Consider the following 20306-nt stretch of genomic DNA (forward strand, 5'->3'; position numbering starts at 1 on the left):
AGAAAAGTTTATGTAAAACGCTTGTAAGGGTGTTTACGCTGGCCTGATTTCCTGTATCTTGTTGCCTTCATTTTTTACGAACGGCCGTTATTATCAACCGGCTACCAATATTTTTGTATTCCAAAAACTACAACTATCATGATAAAATCATCTTTTGTCAGGGCCCGATGGATACTGCTGCTGATAAGTGTTTTAATTGTTGAATGCACCACAGCTCAATCAAATGCGACCGACAAATTACCGGTTGATCCGAAAGTGAAAATCGGAAGGCTGAGCAATGGCCTTACCTATTATATACGTCAGAATAAAAAGCCCGAACAAAAAGTTGAGCTTCGGCTGGCGCTCAATGCGGGTTCAATTCTCGAAGATGATGATCAACAGGGCCTGGCCCATATGGCCGAACATATGGCTTTTAACGGCACCACGCATTTTAAAAAGAACGACATCGTTTCTTTTTTGCAGAATATCGGCGTTGGTTTTGGCAACGACCTGAATGCCTATACCAGCTTCGACGAAACAATTTATATTTTGCCTATTCCCACCGATAAACCCGGCAACCTCGAAAAAGGGTTCCAGGTGCTTGAAGATTGGGCACACAATGTTACTTACCTCGATGATGATATTAACGGTGAGCGACCTATTATTCTCGAAGAAAGCCGCATGGGTAAAGGAGCAAACGATCGCATATTTAAAAAGATATATCCGCACTTATTCGAAGGATCGAAATATGCCAAACGCCTGCCGATTGGGGTAGACAGTATCATTAAAAATTTTCCGGCCGATAACATTCGCAGGTTCTATAAAGAATGGTACAGACCCGAGCTGATGGCGGTGATTGTGGTAGGCGATATTGATCCTGCCAAAGCCGAAGAAATGGTTAAAAAACATTTTGCCGGTTTAACCAATCCTGCTACGTCTCGTAAAAGAGACTTTACTGTTGTGCCTCCCTATACATCGAACCAGGCTATGGTGGTAACCGATAAAGAGGCAACCGGATACCGGGTTTCTATCAATTACCCCGCTGTAAAAAATGATGCTGCAGTTACAGTTGGCGATTACCGCAAAGACCTGATACAACAAATGTTTGTATCGCTGCTGAACCAGCGTTTACAGGAGCTTACTCAAAAAGAAAATCCACCGTTCATATATGGCGGAGCCGATTTTGATTCCTATGCACGTGGCTACGAAGCATTTAATGCAATGGCCTCGGCAGGCACCGGTGATGTTAATAAAGCAATGAATGCCCTTGCCGAAGAAATTGAGCGGGTTAAACGCTTTGGTTTTACTGCGGCCGAACTGGACCGTGCTAAAAAAAGTACACTTGCCCGTTATGAAAGAGCTTTTAACGACCGTACTAAAACCGAATCATCTGATTATGTTGAAGAGTATATTTCAAATTTTCTCAGCCAGGAACCAATTCCGGGTATCGAAAAAGAATTTGAATATGTAAAAACGCTGGTGCCGGCTATTAGTATCGATGAAGTAAATGCCGTGTCGAAAAAATTAAAAGATCAGAAAAACCTGTTTGTATACCTGAGTGGCCCTGAACCCAAAGACACCGACAAACTGCCCAGCGATAAAGACCTGCTGGCCATAATAGATGCAAAAGCCAATGCCGATATTAAACCATACGAGGAAAAAGCTATTGCTTCTACTTTATTAAGTAAAGAACCCAAACCCGGAAAAATTACTGCTGTTACAAAAAATGTTTTACTGGGTACAACAGAACTTACCTTAAGTAACGGCGTAAAAGTAACGCTGAAGCCTACTGATTTTAAAAACGATCAGATTGTTATGGGCGCCAGCCGGGCAGGGGGTAAAAACGGTTATAGCCTGTTGGATAAATACAGTGCAGAGTATGCCGTACAAAGCGTAACTTCTATGGGAATCGGTGATTTTTCACCTACTGATTTACGTAAGGCAATGGCTGGTAAAACAGTACAGGTGACGCCTGGTTTTTCTTCTATCAGCGATAACATCAGAGGCAACAGTAGTGTGAAAGATCTTGAAACCCTGTTTCAGTTAACTTATTTGTATTGCACGGCGCCACGTAAGGATACGGCCTTGTTCAGGTCATTTATTCAAAGAAATAAACTGCAGTTTGCCAACATCAGCGCCAATCCGCAGGCGGCGTTTATTGATACGATGTACAAAACCCTGTACGACAACAATCCGCTTGCGCCTGTTGCTGTGCCTAACAGCGCTTTTTTTGATCAGATCAATATCGACAAAAGCCTGGCGATTTATAAAGAACATTTTGGTGATGCAAGTGGAATGAACTTTGTGTTTGCAGGCAGCTTTAAGGAAAATGAAATAAAACCACTGATTGAAAAATATATCGCCAGTTTGCCTTCGACGGGTAAAAAGTTCAGTTTCACAGATAATAAAGTGCGTCCTGTGGCCGGTAAAAAAACATTGACGATAAATAAAGGCAAAGAAGAAAAAAGTTTGATCCTTGCTTTTTACACCGGCGAAACACCTTATAACGAAGAAATGGAATTGAAAACACAGGCAATGAGCGAAGTGCTGAACATTCGCATCATTGAGGAACTGCGTGAAAAAATTCAGGGCATTTACGGTGGCAGAACATTTGCTGAAATAGAAAAATACCCATATTCCAATTACAATTTTGTGGTTCAATTGCCTTGCGGCCCGCAGAAAGTTGACACTTTGATCAAAGCAATGAAAAAAGAGTTCAGTGATATTGCACAGAACGGTCCCGATACATCGTATCTGAATAAAGTGAAAAGACAGTGGATCGAGCAGTATAAAACCTCTATTAAAGAAAACGGTACATGGGTTGAACAAATTCTGCAATACAAATTACAGGGTGGTAATCCCGAACGGTTTGTTCACTATGAAAAATATGTGCAGCAATTAACGCCCAAAGATGTACAACAGGCGGCTAAACTGGTGCTCACGGGTAATAATGAGTTCATTGCCGTTCAAATGCCCGAAAGTGCTAAAGGTACAGGAGGCGAAGAGCCGAAGAAAGGATTTTAGTCGATTTACAGGTTGCAATTTTTTGTCAATACTTCTACAAAAACTGCAACAACTAAATGTAATGAAGTTAAAATCAGCTCACAACATTCTTATATAACGTAACAGCCAGCCACAACCTATTGGGTGCCGGCATAACTAAAAAAGCCCTGACAAATTGGTGACAATTGTCGGGGCTTTTACTATAACGGACAGGTGTTTTCAGAATAAAATCAACTGTAATTAACTGTTACAGAACGTCATGTTTAGCCCCTAAAAAAATATTGTTAAAACAGCGGCCCAACAAGCAATTCGGTTATATTTTGCTCATTCGTTTTTATATTAAAAATGGCTAAAAAAATTTTTTTATTTTCTTTTTACCACTAACTTGCAGGAACAAACGGATATAGCAAAAGATAGCAAACTCCTCCCTATTAGATCTCGTACTTCGTACTTATGGCATTAAAGGATTGTTAGTGCTTTTTTAAGAGATAATGCATGGCGCAGTTTCACAGAATGAAATAACATATTTGGGTATGTAATGCTGTTGATATTTTCAGATTTTTTAAGTCTGATATATTATGATTCGCTTTTCAATTTTATTAACCCACTGGTATAAAGATGAACCAGTATTAAATAATTATTAAGATATCCCGGAGGTGGAGAGTTGTCTTAGTACCGGCTTGAATTAGTAGCGGGTAAAGCTTTGTTCATAAAAGCATCGGTAAAGTTGCTCTGTAAAAATTACCCGTTTAACGTTTTCGCTGGTTTAGGGGTTGCTAGATCACGACAGTCGGCCATTTGGCTGGCTGTCTTTTTTTTGGCTAAGAGTTTAAAAGAGTAGAAAGAGAAAAAAGAGATGCCCTCAATATACCTTCCCAATTGCCTGTCTAACACCTTAAGAATAAAAAAGAAATTTCCTGAATTTACCGACTGCTTTTTCACAAACCGGGAAGAGGCTGGGATAAGCTGAATGGTTGAGGCCTCCGATTTTGATAAAACTTGCCGGCAATCAGGCCATTGCAATGGAGGTTTTCAACAATTAAACAATCAAACCATTTAGCCATCTAATTATTAGGTTTTTAAATATAATTACCTGCAGGCAATCTGTTAAAAATGCCTTCGTTTTAGTAGTAATCCATTGGCTGAACAAGTTTCACTATATTTATATTTACACCAGTTATATTTATACAGTTTACAACCCTCCGTATGAAATTCCGCACGCTTATTTTTCCGGTACTCATTTGTGTTGCCTGCAGCATTCAGTCGATTTATGGCCAATGTTTATATTACCCCGTTTCGCTGGAGCAACGTGTAAGCAAAGCGCAATACATTGTAGTGGGTTCGGTAACCCAAAAAGAAACCTATGTTGATGAAACAACCGGTAACATTCAAACCCTGAACCGGTTACAAATAACAGCCTGGTTAAAAAACAGGCAGCAAACCCAGGACATTTACATTATTACTCAGGGCGGTGTTCTCGGAAACAGGGCAACCAAAGTGTGGCCTTCACTGCAACTGGAGCAGCAAATGGAGTATATGCTGTTTCTGGATAAGGAAAATCCTCAAACCGGCAACAAGGCGACGCGCATGGCTAATCCCGCATCCATACAGGTAACGGCTTATGCCGATGCCGAAGGCGCAATGCCCCTGCAAAACGGTTTGTACCACGATTTACTGGTTGAGCCGCCAATGACCGAAGAACAGCTTTTTAATAAAGTGCAGTTACTTACCGGCCAGCCGGTTGAAACACCGGCAGGCGCCCGTTTTGCACCACGCGTGACCGCACCGGTGGCAACCGGTACAACGGCAAGAATAGAAGGAGTTGCCGCTGTAACCACTTTTTCGCCGGGAATGGCCAATGCGGGTACTATCGTAGCGGGAGATTATTTAACCATTACCGGTTCGGGTTTTGGAACCACCCGCGGCAATGTATATTTCAGCAATGCCGATAATGGAGGCGGCACATTAATTACACCTCAGTATGCTTCGGATTACCTGTCATGGAGCGATAACAGCATTACGGTTAAGGTACCTGAAAATGCAGGTACCGGTAAATTTTTTGTAAACGGAAGCATTTCATCGGTAAGTCCGCTTACCGTTCCTTATGCACATTTAAGCATTTACAATGCATCGGTAAACTTTGCCAGTGTAACGCGGCAACGCTATTATTTGCGTAATAAAAATGGAAATGGCGGTTATACTTTTTTATACAATACCGCCTTTTATAACAATTCTGCCGCCGTTGCTGCTTTTGAAAGAGCGTTAGGTACCTGGCGTTGTGCAACAGGTGTAAACTTTACCTCAGGCGGCACTACTACTGTTGCCACAACGGCCAATGATGGAATAAATACCGTTTTTTTCGATAACACGCTGGCGCTTCCTGCCATAGGGCAAACCACCACCAATTTTTTGGGTTCAGGCATTTCGGGTTCGTGCGATCAGGAAAATACCGTATGGTGGGCAACAGATATTGATATGCGCTTCAGGCCCGATCCGCCTACAGGCAGCGCTACCTGGAATTATGGACCGGGTGCGCCAACTTCTTCCCAAATTGATTTTGAAAGTGTGCTTTTACATGAATTAGGGCATGCCCATGGCCTTGGCCATGTAATTGCGCCCGGGCAGGTTATGCATTATGCCACGATTATAGGAAGCAATAACCGAACACCTTCGGCCAATGATATTGCAGGCGCCAACGCAAAAATGGCTTACTCCACGGTTCCCACCTGTTTTAATCCCGGCGGCTCGGGAACACCCATGACAGCAATTGCCGCAGCCGGTTGCGCTGCCATGCCTTTTTTATTGGTAAAGTTCGAAGGAAACCGGAAAAACGATAACACCAATACATTGGTATGGACAACGGCCCAGGAAAGCACCAATGCAGGGTTTTATATTCAGCGCAGTATTAACGGACAGGTTTATGATGATATAGGTTTGGTACCATCGAACGGCCCTTCGTTGCAAAAATTGGATTATACCTTTGATGATACACAGGCAGGTTCCAAAGGCTGGTACTATCGGTTGAAACAGGTAGAGGCAGGTGGTAAAACAGTTGTATCATCGGCCATTTATATCAGCGGTATTGGTGCAGCCGCATGGCGTGTATGGAGCAATACTTCGGGTACTACATTGTATGTGTCGGGATCATCGGATGGAGCAATAAGTTTATTTTCCACGTCGGGGCAGCTAATATATACCGGCCATGTTCAAACGGGTGTTACGCCTATTTCATTGAACGGCCTGGCTACGGGCGTTTATTTTTGCCGCATTGTTACTCCTTCTTCAACTATAACTCAAAAAGTGCTGATAAGATAATCAGGTGTTTATTTCCGTTATTAATGATCGTGATCAATTTTTTATCTGCTGTTATTTATTGATCTTTTTTGCGGTACCTGGTTTTACATTTTTAACAAGGTTATAAACGGTTAACAATCAGTTGTTGGCTGGTTGTACCTGTGTAAAATCTATGTACAGGGCATGTTATTTGAATCAATACCTGCATATAACTAAATCAATTAATTATGAAACGGTTGCTATGCGTATTGGTTTTAACAGGCGTTTTACTGCTTTCGCAATCTTCCGCGAAAGCGCAGGTTAATGTAAATGTTAATATTGGTTCACAGCCATTGTGGGGACCTGTAGGATATGATGTGGCAGAATATTATTATCTGCCCGATCTGCAGATGTATTACTATGTGCCCTCGCATCAGTTCATTTATCTGAGCAATGGTAATTGGGTTTTTGTGAATAGTTTGCCCGCCCGTTACCGCGGCTATGACTTGTATTCAGGATATAAAGTAGTGATCAACGAACCAAAGCCTTATTTGCACTTCAACAACCACAGAATGGAATATTCCAAATACAAAGGATGGAGAGGAAAGCAGGTTGTGATTCGCGATAGCCGCGAGCCGAAATACTATGTTGTGAAAGGGCATCCCGGAAATAAGGGCGGCAATAAGAAAGGGTACGGGAATGATGATAGAGACCATGGGAATGATGATAGAGGGCATGAAGGGCATGGTAAAGGGGATAACGGGCATGGAGGCGGTCATGGTAATGGAAATAAGCATTAAGGAAAAGATACAAGGCACAAGGAAATTCATATGTCTGCCTGATAACCGGCCACGTTTAATGACCAGATGTCAAAAATTTGCTAAAGTGGTGATTGCTAAAAATTTACAATTTGTTAATTATCCTATTTTAACGGAAAACGATCAATAAAAAAATCAGAAAGGCATATTATTTGGATTTAACAGGGTAACCAAATCAGTAATTTATGAAACAGGTTCTATCTATTTTTTCAGCTATAATTCTTTTAACTACAGCCTCGGTTTCATCGGCAAAGGCACAGGTGAGTGTGAATGTAAACATAGGCGCTCAGCCAATGTGGGGACCTGTTGGGTATAGTGATGTGGATTATTATTATCTGCCCGATATTGAATGTTATTATTATGTTCCGCGCCATCAGTTTGTTTATCTGAGCGGCCCCAACTGGGTGTTCTCGTATAATTTGCCATCCCGTTGTCGTGGATATGATTTATACAGCGGTTATAAAGTAGTTTGTCATGAACCGCGGCCTTATATGAATTTTTATCACGATCGCGAAGTGTATGCAAGATACAGAGGATGCCATGGCAGACAGGAGGTATGGCGCGACTATCACGGTCATGGTGGCGGTTATGGTGGTGGTGATTATTATGTAGAAGAACGTCATCATGGCAATGGCTGGGGACACTATAAACATGACGGTGAACATGGTCATGGACATGGACATGGGCATGGTCATCACGATGATGATGACAGGTAGTAACCAAACCCTGAAATTCAGAAGTCTGATGTCGGATGTCTGAAGTCCGATGATATCTAAAAGAAAGGTGAGCTTTCCCTAAAAGAAAAACTCACCTTTTTTGCATTTCCGACTTCCGACTTCCGACTTCGGTTTTCCGACTTCGTTCTTTATGCTACCGTAATATCTTTGTCAAGATACACATCCTGTGTAGCATGCAGCAGATCAACTCCTTCTTTAAACGGACGCTGAAATGCTTTACGGCCCAGGATCAATCCCATGCCACCGGCTCTTTTATTAATAACAGCTGTATAAACTGAATCGGCCAGGTCGCTCTGACCTTTACTTTCACCGCCGCTGTTTATCAATCCTACACGGCCACTGTAACAATTCAACACCTGGTAACGGCACAAATCGATGGGGTGATCGGTGGTAAGCTTTTCATAAACGAGGTTAGATGTTTTACCATGTTTGGTAGCAAGGTAACCGCCGTTATTGGTAGGTAATTTTTGTTTAATGATGTCGGCCTGAAGTGTAACGCCCAAATGGTTGGCCTGTCCGGTAAAGTCGGCTGCCGTATGGTAATCTACGCCATCTACTTTAAAACCGTTGTTGCGCGTATAGCACCATAAAATAGTTGCCATACCCAGCTCATGCGCATATTCAAATGCTTCGGCAACTTCTTTTAACTGGCGGGCGCTTTCGGCCGAACCCCAGTAAATAGTTGCGCCTACTGCTACAGCGCCCATGTTCCACGCACTTTTAATGGTGCCGAACATAGTTTGATCGTATTTATTAGGCAGGCTCAGAAATTCGTTGTGATTGATCTTTACTACAAACGGAATGCGGTGTGCATATTTACGGCTCATAATTCCCAGCACGCCAAAAGTACTGGCCACACCATTACAACCGCCTTCAATAGCGAGTTTGATGATATTTTCAGGATCGAAGTAAATGGGATTGGGCGAAAACGCCGAACCGCCGCTGTGTTCAATACCCTGATCAACCGGAAAAATGCTGCAAAAGCCGGTGTTGGCCAAACGGCCATGGCCCAGCAAACTTTGCAGACTGCGCAATACCTGGTTGTTACGGTTGCTGTTCAACCATATTTCCTCGATGTGATTCGGAGAAGGCAGTGTGATCGTTGATTTGTCAATGGCTTTGCTTTTGTGCTCTAACAAAAAGGAGGCTTTATCGCCAAGCAGATCGATAATTTTTTTTGAAGGCATAAATACTTTTTTAAGTCTGAAAGACCGAAAGTCGGAAAGACCGAAAGAATCATTTTGATGGAGCATTTTTCTTTCGGACTTCCGGACTTCCCGACTTTCGGACTGGTTTTACGATGCGGCAAAGATAGGCCGTACCGGATTGACACACAACGAAAGTGCCGGCGCTAAGGCCGGCACTAACAATATGATCCTTTAATCTTATGGGATATAAAGAAATGAAATTCTAATCTTTATGCATTTCTATTGATACAGTTCAAATCTTCAAATGCAATTTCTAAACGTTTTATAAAAGTTTCTTCGCCTTTGCGCAACCATGAACGGGGATCGTAGAATTTTTTGTTTGGTTTATCGGCTCCTTCAGGATTGCCCAGCTGTGCCTGCAGGTATGCTTCGTTCTTTTTGTAGTAACCTAAAATGCCTTCCCAGAAAGCCCATTGCAGGTCGGTATCGAGGTTCATTTTAATGGCGCCATAGCCGATGGCTTCGCGGATCTGGTGCTGAGGTGAACCACTGCCGCCGTGGAATACGAAATACACAGGCTTGGGGCCGGTTTTGAATTCTTTTTGAATATAGTCCTGGCTGTTCTTTAAAATTACGGGACGTAATTCAACATTACCCGGGCTGTACACGCCATGTACATTTCCGAAGGCAGCTGCTACAGTGAACAAACGGCCAACTTTACCTAATTCTTTATAAGCATAGGCCACGTGTTGCGGCTGTGTATATAATTTGTCGTTTTCAACACCGCTGTTATCAACGCCGTCTTCTTCACCGCCTGTAACACCCAGCTCAATTTCGATACCCATACCCAGCGGTTCCATTCTTTTGAAAAACGCAACAGAGGTTTCGATGTTTTCTTCAATACTTTCCTCGCTCAGGTCAAGCATATGTGAGCTGAACAGGGGTTGTTGTTTTTCTTTGAAGTATTGTGCGCCGGCATCGATCAGTCCGCTGATCCATGGTAACCATTTTTTAGCGGCATGGTCGGTATGCAGCACAACAGGCACACCATAATATTTTGCCACATTATGTATATGTAAAGCACCTGATACAGCGCCTGAGATATTTCCCTGCAGGTTATCATTAGGCATGCCTTTACCGGCAATGAATTGAGCACCGCCATTTGAGAATTGAATAATAACCGGAGAATTTACTTTAGCAGCTGTTTCAAGAGTTGCGTTAATGTTATTGGTACCAATGGTATTTACAGCGGGTAGCGCAAACTGATTTTCTTTAGCATCTTTATATAAAGCTTCCAGTTCTTCACCGAACAATACACCTGGTTTGTATTTTTTCATGTTTTTATATTTTTTACTTATTTCTTATTTAATTGAAAATCAGAAGTATTGAAATTTATTCAACAGATTGATGATTTTTTTAACGCGCCGCGAAGATAAGAATTTGGAAGGGAAAATAGTCCTGATTGCTGTCATTAAGAAGAATGATTGTATGATTGTTGGAACAAATCAGTCTTCAAACTTTCCGAGATTCTTCTGTATTAGTTTCAGATTCTTTTGAAGTGTTTGCTTTAGTTGCCTTTTTACAAGCTGACCCATAGAGCTGCATTTATAAAACTGCGCATTGTGAAAGTAATCGCCCAGTTCGGTTTTCAGCTGGAGTAATTTTTCAGGAACCGAAATGTGGTCTTTTGCCATTATGTTCAACAATTCCATCAACCGAAAGCGCGACGAAGCCACGCGAAAGGCCATCATGGTACGCTCTTCGGTTTGATATTGGTGAATGCTTTCTTTATTCAGGTGTTTGGCACAAAGATCAACCAGTATTTTATTTTCTTTAAAGAACTGCGGCATGTACAAATTCTTACGGCCTTCGTACGATTGCTGGTCGAAATCGATAGCGCGAATGCGATACTGGTAATCTTCAATATCAGGCGTAATATCTACCACAAAATTATATGAGCGCATATCGCCCAGCAAACGAACAAAACATCGTTCGTTGAACTTTACAAATTCCTTTGCCAGCCTGATCTTATTAGTAAAAGGATCGTTGAGGTGATTGGTCAAAAACACATCGCCGGGAATGCCTGGAATATGTTCTTCGACCAATGTATTTTGATTGGTGAGATAGGTAATACGGTTGGGCGACAATATATGTTCCAGTTCAAGTCCGTAAATACGGGAAGCATCGGCGATTTTGATATAATAATGATCGTAGTTGTCGTTGTACTTGTTTACTATACGGATACGGAAGGGATTTGAATTACCGAAACTGCAGTAATCGATACGTGCCACATCGAGGTGTTTGGTAAACGTAAGATCACCTTCGGTTTTCAGAATAGCATACATCTGTACCAGTCCGCCACGGATAAATTCCCAGTCGCGCATATCGTATACCACGGTTTCCCATAAAGTGTCGTTACCATTTTTATCTTTTAAAGGAATGGAATAGGTAATTCGTAACAGGTCGTTATACGAAACGGGCAGTTTTACTTCGCGGCCATGATTCTTCAGATAGGCACGTAACCGGTCGTGCACGGGAAACATGGGCTTTTTTCGTGAAGGTTTATTAGGCTCGGTGGTATCGTTGATTGAAAACATCTGTTAGATTGTTGGATTGTTTTTATTGTTTGATTGTTGTGGAACCCGTTAACCAAACAGGTTGCTAACAATCAATCCATCAAACCATTTAATCGGCTCAAAGTTAACCGATCTGCTGTAACTGCCGTAACAAACCCATAAACCAGGAGGGGGCGTGCAAAAGCCGGCTGCCGTACCAGCTGAATAATTCACCATCGACCAGTTCAATTCTGGTATCGGGCAGCAGTGGCTGCAGTTCGATGATATGTTTTTGTGCGAATGGAAATGGTTCTGAAGAAAGCAGCAGCAGTTCGCAGCCGGCTCCGGTTAGCGACTGCGATTGCAATTGTTCAATAGTTATAGTTGGATAGCGTGTTTGATGCCCGAATATATTTTCAAAACCACAGCGTTTCAACATATCATGAATAAAGGTATCGCCGCCAATGGTCATATATGGTTCGCGCCAGATGAGGTAACAGGTTTTAACCGGTTTTTGTTGATTTGTAAGTACCGATTGTTGCAGGGAAAGTTCATTGAAGCCGCTCCGGATGCGGTTAATTAAATCTGATGCTTTATCGATCGTTCCGGTGATCATACCAATATTATTGATCATATCAATTGCATCGGTAAGATTGTTCACATCGCTTATCCAAACCGGATACTGTTTTGCCAGTTCTTCAATTTGCTCTTTTACGTTTTCTTCTTTATTGGCCAGAATAAGATCGGGCTGTAACTTTTGAATAATATCAGCTTTTACTGTTTTGGTGCCGCCAATCCTTGTTTTGGTCCTGAACCAGGTTTGGGGATGAACGCAAAATTTGGTAATGCCAATCACCTGTTCATCGAGCTGTAATGAGTATAATAATTCGGTTATTGATGGAACGAGCGAAATAATACGACGCGGCGTGTTTTGTAATTCAATAGTTCGGCCCAGGTAGTCGGTATAAGCAGGCATTTTTGAGTAAAGGTACAAGGTGCAAGGCACAAGGCAGAAGAATCAGGGCGCAAGGCTCCTTCCTTCGCTAAAGCTTCGGCAGGCAGGCAGGCTCAGGGTTTGAAAGAAGGGATAAGGTTCAAGGTTAATGGTACAAGGGAAGGTAATGGCCATTAGGTAATTGACAAGGGATAGAAAAGTTATAAGCTAAGGCGCAGGTAAGGCGAAGTTTGAATTTGAAGGCGATTAAGGAAAGCGGGTTTGTACTTGAAATGGGTGTTTTTTGGAAGGACCGCTGCTGCCTCCTGCTAAAAACAAAGGTGGTTTTAGCAGGAGGGGTTATTGGAGTTAAGCAGACGGTTTTTAACACACAGGAATTGGAACTACCTCGGTCTTGTTTGGACGTTGGATTTTAATTTGGACGGTTAATCATAAGGATACGTCTATTAGTTTTCACGGACATGGATCGATTTGTCACGGACATTGGATCTGAATATTGGATTTTATAAATGATATTGGATTGTAAAAAAAGAACAAAAAAAGGAAGTTGACTGATACTGGATTTTTCTGGATTTTTTATTGGATATTGAACAGTAAACGGTTTTCCCTGAGATATTGGACAGATTGATATAGTAATCAATCAACTTCTTACCACAAAGTTAAGTGAGAATGAAATGTTAACAAGAGCAGAAATTCTCGATTTAAAATCTTCAGTATTTACTGCAATAGTAGTAGGTGTCCAGTAGTAATGCACGTAGTATTGCAATAACAGGCAGGTAGTATTACGAGATTAGATGAAAATAAGGCAATTTTCATTGATCGCGGTCAATTGATTGATAAATGTCAACGGCTGAAATGAGCCACCAGTAAGGGTTTCACGAGATTTATGGTTAAACGGTGATTTCTTTGCATTGACCGATAAAGGGATTCCTTTGATCGAATAAAATTCACATGCCGTAAAAGGTTTTTAATCTTTGTAGTGTTAAAACGCTGTTGACGTACCCTGAGAATCCGTAACCCGAATCAACAAGCGACCTTATTCCCTGAACACGTAGAATTAACCCCTAAACCCTAAGTTTCATAATAGTCGTTTTTTTTAGATTGATCCGTACCCTGTATCCAATATCGTAAAAACCAGAAATCTATCAGCAAACCTTTAAGTCCTTGTGTAAAGCCGTCCAAAAGTACCTGAACAAGATTTCACAAAAGCGTTCTGTTAAAAGCAGGGCGCTTTTTTTTTAAGGCACAAGGCACAAGGCACAAGTTACAAGGCACAAGACGTTCAGATTTAATCAGCCTGACTAAACCGCAAGACCTTGTGCCTTGTAACTTGGGTCTTGTACCTTTTATTAACTCAACGCCTGTATCACGTCGTATTTGGTAACAATATGATAATTGCCGGCTTCGTCTTTGCTTAATACAGCGCCATTATCTTTATTGATCAGGTTCCTCAGCTTTTCGATAGGAGTATTATAATCAACCACGGGAAAAGCCGGTTCCATTACTGCTTCAATTTTCGCATTCTTTATATCCGGATCCGAAAATACTTTTTGAAATAACCCGCTTTCGCTGATAGCGCCAACAAGACCATTGCCATTGATCACGGGTATGTGCTCAATATCGTATTTACGCATAAGGTCAACCGCTTCAGCAACGGTATGGCCAGGTTCAATGGTTACTAATTTTTGTTTGGCAGCACGGCCATTTACAATGTCTTTAAAGGTTTTAACATCCAGAAAACCGCGTTCCATCATCCACTGGTCGTTATAAATTTTGGCTACATAGCGGCTACCATGATCATGAAAGATGCAAACCACGAGGTCGTCTTTTTTCAATGCAAATTTTTCGTTGCCTGCAATTTGCAGTAAACCCTGCAAACAACTGCCGGCGCTGTATCCGCAAAATATACCTTCATCTTTGGCCAGTCTACGCGCCATGATGGCGCCGTCTTTATCGGTTACCTGTTCAAAGTGGTCAATCACGCTCATGTTGTAATTCTCAGGAACGAAATCTTCGCCAAAACCTTCCGATATATACGGATGCACTTCGTTCATATCTATTTCGCCCGTACGAAAATATTTGGTAAGTAAAGAACCATACACATCAATGGCCCAAACCTGTATAGCGGGATTTTTTTCTTTAAGATACATAGCCGTACCTGTTACAGTGCCGCCGGTACCTGCCGTACACACAAGGTGGGTGATCTTTCCTTCGGTTTGTTTCCATATTTCGGGGCCTGTGGTTTCGTAATGGGCCAGGCGGTTGGCGAGGTTGTCGTATTGATTACAGTGAAACGAGTTCGGAATTTCTTTGGCCAACCGGCGTGCAACAGAATAATAACTGTGCGGATCGTCGGGTTCAACATTTGTAGGACATACGATCACTTCGGCCCCAACTGCTTTCAGTATATCCACTTTTTCTTTTGACTGTTTGTCGGTAGTGGTAAAAATGCATTTGTATCCTTTAACACAGGCTGCCAGGGCAAGGCCCATACCGGTATTACCGCTGGTACATTCAATGATGGTTCCTCCGGGTTTCAGTTTGCCTTCTTTTTCTGCTACTTCTATCATTTTAACCGCCATGCGATCTTTAATTGAATTGCCGGGGTTAAAATAATCTACTTTGGCCGCAACGGTACAGGGAAGGTTTTTGGTGATTTTGTTCAGTTTTATAAGTGGCGTATTACCAATCGTTTCGAGAATATTATTTTTAATATCCATTGCGTAGTTTTTGTTAAGTGCAAAGGTACGTTTTAATAGGCAGTAGGCAGTAGGCAGTAGGCAAGGGGCAGTGGGCAGCCGTCACCCCCTTCGGCTGCGCTCAGGGCGTCGACACCCCTTCGACTACGCTCAGGATCGGGTGCCCTTCGACTTCGCTCAGGGTCAGCAGACATTCCTTCGACTGCGCTCAGGGAATGTAAAGAAGTTATTAATTTTTTGACTGTACTTTCATTACAGGTCCGGTTATTGTATATTTAAACGCTATGCTTTGATGAAGGGTGCGCCCGATTCGAAGCGAATTGAAATTCATTTTTTAAATTTGTAGCGGGGGATTTTGAGTATGAAAGTTTATTTTATCAGTGGCCTTGCTGCCGATAAAAGAGTATTCAGGGATATACAATTACCTGAGGGTTTTGAAGCCGTATACCTTGACTGGATTCAACCTGAAAAAGATGAATCCTTGCCGCAATATGCATTGCGGCTGGCTGCCAACATCAACAAAGAAGAACCCTTTGCTTTGGTGGGATTGTCGTTTGGTGGCATGCTTGCCACCGAAATAGCCAAACAATATCAGCCTGCCGTTACCATTCTTATTTCCAGCGTTCCTGTATCGAACCAGTTACCGGTGTATTATCGTATTGCCGGCAAACTGGGGCTTCATAAAATTGTACCTGTTTCGCTGATAAAAACATCTGCTTCTGTAAAGCGGTTTGTGAGCCGTGAACAATCTGAAGTGAAAAAAGTATTATGGCAGATCATTCATGAAAGTGATATCGGTTTAATAAAATGGAGCATGAATGCCATTCTGAACTGGCATAATGAAACCATACCACAACCTGTTTGGCATATTCATGGTACAAAAGATGAAATACTGCCGGTTCGTTATACAAATCCTACACATACTATTCCAAAAGAAGGGCATATGCTGGTAATGACTCGCCCCGATGCCGTAAATGCATTTTTAAAAAATGCGCTGATGCCTGCTACAGCAAATGCATAATGTTTTTTATTAACAACACCGGTTTTTGGCTGCAAATTGGCAGTCGGGGATCCATCAGTTTTTTATTGCATAAGGTTTAAAAAAAGCGCGTAAAAAATTAAAATTTTATGCAATAAAAATGTTCCGGAGGCCAACGCTTATAAAATCATAATTTTGAACAGGCACGGCAAAGACTATCAGGCATTTTACAGGCTGTTTTAAAGAAAAAATGTTGTTAGTAAAAACAAGTATTTTTCTTTCGCGTCATGCCTTACATTTGCTGCCCCTTTGACGGAAGTCGGAAGTCTGAAGTCGGAAGTCTGAAGTCAGATGTCGGAAGTTGGATCCAGGATTGAAAAAGAATAAATCAGGGGATGTTGTGTAAGCAGGAAATGAAAGAGAAAAGACCTTCCCCTCATAGGGACGCAATGTAGTAGTAGAAGAAAATTTTAAAAAACACTGCAAATTCTAATAGATGGAAGTAAAGTACATTCAGAAGATAGCTGAAAAGTTATCATTCAACTTAAAGCAGATCAATAATATTCATCAGTTGCAAAGCGAAGGAGCCACTATTCCGTTTATGGCCCGTTATCGTAAAGAGGCAACCGGTAATATGGATGAGGTTGGCATTGCTCAGGTGGTTGAGCAGATCGCTTATTTTAACGAACTGGATAAGCGTAAAGAAACAGTTGTTAAAACCATTGAAGGCCTGGGCAAATTAACGCCCGAATTAAAAGATCGTATCGAAAATTGTTATGATGCCACCGAACTGGAGGATATTTATCTTCCCTACAAGCCAAAACGTAAAACCAGGGCTACGCAGGCTATTGAAAAAGGATTGGAGCCTTTGGCGAAACTGATCTTTGAGCAGGGTAATGAGAACATTGATGAGGAAGCCGCTAAATTTTTGAACGAACAGGTAAAAGATAATAAAGAAGCCCTGCAGGGTGCAAGGGATATCATTGCCGAGTGGGTGAGTGAACACGAACAGGCCCGTAATAAAGTGCGCCAGTTGTTTACCGAAAGCGCTAAGTTATCGGCCAAAGTATTAAGCAGTAAAAAAGAAGAAGAGGAAGCGCAGAAATACCGCGATTACTTTGAATTTAACGAATCGCTGGCCGATAGTCCTTCGCACCGCATTCTGGCTATACGCCGCGCCGAAAAAGAAGGCTACCTGGTAATGGATATCAACATCGAAAAACAAACCGCTGTTGATGATCTGGACCGCATTTTTGTAAAAAGTTCAAGTCCGCTTGCAGGTGAAGTGAAAAAAGCGATAGACGATTCGTTCGATCGCCTGCTGAAACCTTCTATTGAAAATGAGTTCAGGTTACAAAGTAAAAATAAAGCCGACGAAGAAGCCATTCATGTGTTTACCGAAAACCTGCGGCAATTATTACTGGCTTCGCCGTTAGGATCTAAAAAAGTACTGGCGCTTGACCCTGGTTTTCGTACCGGTTGTAAACTGGTTTGTTTGGATGCACAGGGCAACCTGGTATATAACACTGCCATTTATCCGCATCCGCCACAAAACGAATGGCAAAAAAGTGTTGCTGAACTTAAGCACCTGGTCGATAAGTACGAAATTGAAGCCATCGGTGTAGGTAATGGTACCGCAGGCCGCGAAACCGAACAACTGGTTCGCAGTATTGATTTTGGAAAGCCGGTAAGCGTGTTCCAGGTAAATGAAAGCGGTGCTTCGATTTACTCGGCTTCGGAAGTGGCGCGCGAAGAATTTCCCGATCATGATGTAACTGTGCGCGGCGCCGTGAGTATCGGCCGTCGTTTGCTCGACCCGCTGAGCGAACTGGTAAAAATTGATGCCAAATCGATCGGTGTGGGACAGTATCAGCATGATGTAAATCAAACCCGCTTAAAAGAAGCCCTTGACAGGGTGGTTGAAAGCGCGGTGAACTTCGTAGGCGTTGATGTGAACACGGCTTCAAAACACCTGCTGGCATATGTTTCAGGTATCAGTGGTACGCTGGCTAAGAATATTGTTGAACACCGTGCTAAGAATGGTCCGTTCAAAACCCGCGACGAATTGAAAAAAGTGCCGATGATGGGACCCAAATCATTTGAACAGTGCGCCGGTTTCTTACGCATACCCGGTGCCGATAATCCGCTTGACAATTCATCGGTTCACCCGGAGAGTTACCATGTGGTAGAAAATATGGCAAAAGACTTACAGGCTTCGCTGGAAGACCTGATCAAAAAAGCCGATCTGCGTAAAAAGATCAATAAAAAACAATATATCAGTGAAAGCATTGGTGAGTACACCATCGATGATATATTGAAAGAACTGGAAAAACCTGGTCGTGACCCCCGTGCTCAGATCGAGGAATTTCGTTTTGATGAAACCATCAAAGCCATCGAAGATGTAAAACCAGGTATGACGGTACCAGGTATTGTTACCAATATTACCAACTTTGGCGTGTTTGTAGATATTGGCGTAAAGCAGGATGGACTGGTACATATATCGCAACTGAGCAATACCTATGTATCGGACCCCAATGAGGTAGTGAAACTGCAACAAAAAGTAATGGTAACCGTAACCGAAGTTGATGTGCCGCGCAAAAGAATTTCGCTAACCATGAAAGACCAGCAGAAAGGTGGCGGCGGCGAAAAACGTGGAGGTGGTAATACCGATCGTAAACCATCGGGCGGCGGTGCAGGCAAAAATCAGTCAAAGAAACAGGAACCGCTGAATCCCTTCCAGGCGAAGCTGGAGGAGTTAAGAAAGAAGTTTAATGACTAAATAAATAACGAATATTGAATGTTCAATGTTGAATATTGAAATGAATTCCGGTATCGGTTTTTACTTCAATATTCAACATTCATTATTCGTTATTCGATATTATTCTCTTTTTCTTTCTGCCGAGATACATATCCAGCAGCATCAGACCCAGCACTACATTGACCATCATGAAAATGTTGGTCGAGGTATTGTTCACGATTTTACTGAAATCGATTTTACTGAAATCTAATTTATTGAGGTTGACTATTGAGCTTCCGGTGCCGGCGCCGGACCAATTAATCTGTCCCATAGTATAGATTAAAAAACCGGTAATGCTGAGTATGAAAAAAGCAGCTATACCCCATATTATTCGTTTGTTGATATACGATTTGGCAGCCGGAGCAATGTAGTGTTTGCTAATCTCTTCCATAACGTTTTGGGTAAAACGCATTGAAGGTTCATCGAGCTCAAGGTGGTTGCCCAGCAACTGATGCACCTCAAGCAACTCCTCGTATTTGGCCTTCCATTCAAGGTTGGTGGCAACCAGTTGTTCAATAAACAACCTTTCTTCGGCACTGCAGGCGCCATCGATATAATCCCACAAACGCTCTTCCATATTTTGTTGCCTGTTCATACTTCTTGTTTTTACTTGTTAACTTTTCAACTAATCAACCGGTTAACTAATTAACCATATCCTTTACTTCCTCACTAAAATATTTTTCCATCTTTTCTTTCAGCCGTTGCCGGGCACGGTGCAGTTTTACTTTTACGGTATTGGGCTCGGCGCCAATAATACGACCAATTTCTTCGAGGCTTTGTTCGCCTTGGTAAAATAAGGTGATTATTCTGGCATCATCAACACTCAATAATTTAATAGCCTCATTGATCATCTGCACTTTCGACTTTTGTTCAACCTGGTTCGCCCTGAAAGATGAGTTCTGATTGTCGGCCACTTCAAATACTTTTTCATTATCCAGCGAATGAACATCAAGCTTTTTCTTACGCAAAAAAGTAATGCAGGTTGTAGTAACGATGGTATACAACCAGGTGCTGAACTTCGATTCGCCGCGAAAATCGGCCAGGCTGCGATATGCTTTTACAAATACATCCTGAGCTATTTCTTCTGCATCCTCGCGGTTGGGTGTATAACGCAGTGTAATGGTAAAAACGAAATTCTGGTATCGCTTTACCAAATCACTATACAATGCCTGCTCGCCGCGCAGCACTCTGGTAATGATCTCATTATCACTCGTTCCGATTTGCATTATAGTAAGTATGACGTTGGTTTACTGGAAAAGGTTACAGAGGCACAGGAAACAAGGCACAAGAGTCAGGAAACAAGGCTCAAACCGATCAGGTTTAGTCAGGCTGATTAAATCGCAAGACCTTGTGCCTTGTACCT

At 42.2% G+C, this 20306-nt stretch carries 13 protein-coding genes; 6 read left to right on the top strand and 7 right to left on the bottom strand.

Annotation, left to right across the window (positions count from 1 at the left end; translation table 11 throughout):
• Positions 1-138 precede the first annotated feature (138 nt).
• From AC59IL_RS23585 to AC59IL_RS23600, 4 genes are all read left to right on the top strand, one after another.
• The gene (locus tag AC59IL_RS23585) at positions 139-3003 is read left to right on the top strand and encodes a M16 family metallopeptidase (protein WP_496554663.1); all 2865 of its coding nucleotides are present in this window, start codon (positions 139-141) and stop codon (positions 3001-3003) included.
• Positions 3004-4188: 1185 nt separating this feature from the next.
• Positions 4189-6297 carry a matrixin family metalloprotease gene (locus AC59IL_RS23590; protein ID WP_496554664.1) on the top strand — a complete coding sequence of 703 codons (2109 nt, stop codon included), beginning with the start codon at positions 4189-4191 and terminating at the stop codon, positions 6295-6297.
• A gap of 206 nt (positions 6298-6503) precedes the next feature.
• A complete protein-coding gene (locus AC59IL_RS23595; RefSeq protein ID WP_496554665.1) occupies positions 6504-7055 on the top strand; it encodes a hypothetical protein in 552 nt (183 codons plus the stop codon).
• Positions 7056-7258: 203 nt separating this feature from the next.
• Entirely contained in the window at positions 7259-7789 is a 531-nt protein-coding gene (locus AC59IL_RS23600) for a hypothetical protein (protein WP_496554666.1), read from the top strand.
• A gap of 149 nt (positions 7790-7938) precedes the next feature.
• On the opposite strand, the gene AC59IL_RS23605 is transcribed toward AC59IL_RS23600, so the two are convergent.
• The 5 genes from AC59IL_RS23605 to AC59IL_RS23625 form a co-directional block, all read right to left on the bottom strand.
• Complete coding sequence (locus AC59IL_RS23605; protein WP_496554667.1) at positions 7939-8997, bottom strand: class I fructose-bisphosphate aldolase; 1059 nt, start codon at positions 8995-8997, stop codon at positions 7939-7941.
• A gap of 230 nt (positions 8998-9227) precedes the next feature.
• A complete protein-coding gene (gene fbaA, locus AC59IL_RS23610) occupies positions 9228-10295 on the bottom strand; it encodes a class II fructose-bisphosphate aldolase (protein WP_496554668.1) in 1068 nt (355 codons plus the stop codon).
• 168 nt (positions 10296-10463) lie between these two features.
• Positions 10464-11555, bottom strand: coding sequence for a hypothetical protein (locus AC59IL_RS23615; RefSeq protein ID WP_496554669.1), 1092 nt, complete (start codon positions 11553-11555; stop codon positions 10464-10466).
• A 103-nt stretch (positions 11556-11658) separates the two neighbouring features.
• Entirely contained in the window at positions 11659-12489 is an 831-nt protein-coding gene (locus AC59IL_RS23620; protein ID WP_496554670.1) for a helical backbone metal receptor, read from the bottom strand.
• 1328 nt (positions 12490-13817) lie between these two features.
• A complete protein-coding gene (locus AC59IL_RS23625; RefSeq protein WP_496554671.1) occupies positions 13818-15188 on the bottom strand; it encodes a pyridoxal-phosphate dependent enzyme in 1371 nt (456 codons plus the stop codon).
• Positions 15189-15528: 340 nt separating this feature from the next.
• Here AC59IL_RS23625 and AC59IL_RS23630 point away from each other — a divergent pair, with 340 nt between their 5' ends.
• The gene (locus AC59IL_RS23630; RefSeq protein WP_496554871.1) at positions 15529-16188 is read left to right on the top strand and encodes an alpha/beta fold hydrolase; all 660 of its coding nucleotides are present in this window, start codon (positions 15529-15531) and stop codon (positions 16186-16188) included.
• Between the two features lie 454 nt (positions 16189-16642).
• A complete protein-coding gene (locus AC59IL_RS23635) occupies positions 16643-18925 on the top strand; it encodes a Tex family protein (protein WP_496554672.1) in 2283 nt (760 codons plus the stop codon).
• 82 nt (positions 18926-19007) lie between these two features.
• Here AC59IL_RS23635 and AC59IL_RS23640 read toward each other — a convergent pair whose 3' ends face one another.
• Both AC59IL_RS23640 and AC59IL_RS23645 read right to left on the bottom strand, forming a co-directional pair.
• Positions 19008-19538, bottom strand: a complete 531-nt coding sequence (locus AC59IL_RS23640; protein WP_496554673.1) for an anti-sigma factor family protein — start codon at positions 19536-19538, stop codon at positions 19008-19010.
• Positions 19539-19584: 46 nt separating this feature from the next.
• The gene (locus AC59IL_RS23645) at positions 19585-20169 is read right to left on the bottom strand and encodes an RNA polymerase sigma factor (protein WP_496554674.1); all 585 of its coding nucleotides are present in this window, start codon (positions 20167-20169) and stop codon (positions 19585-19587) included.
• Positions 20170-20306: the final 137 nt, after the last annotated feature.

Source organism: Niastella sp. sgz303648, from assembly GCF_059587045.1.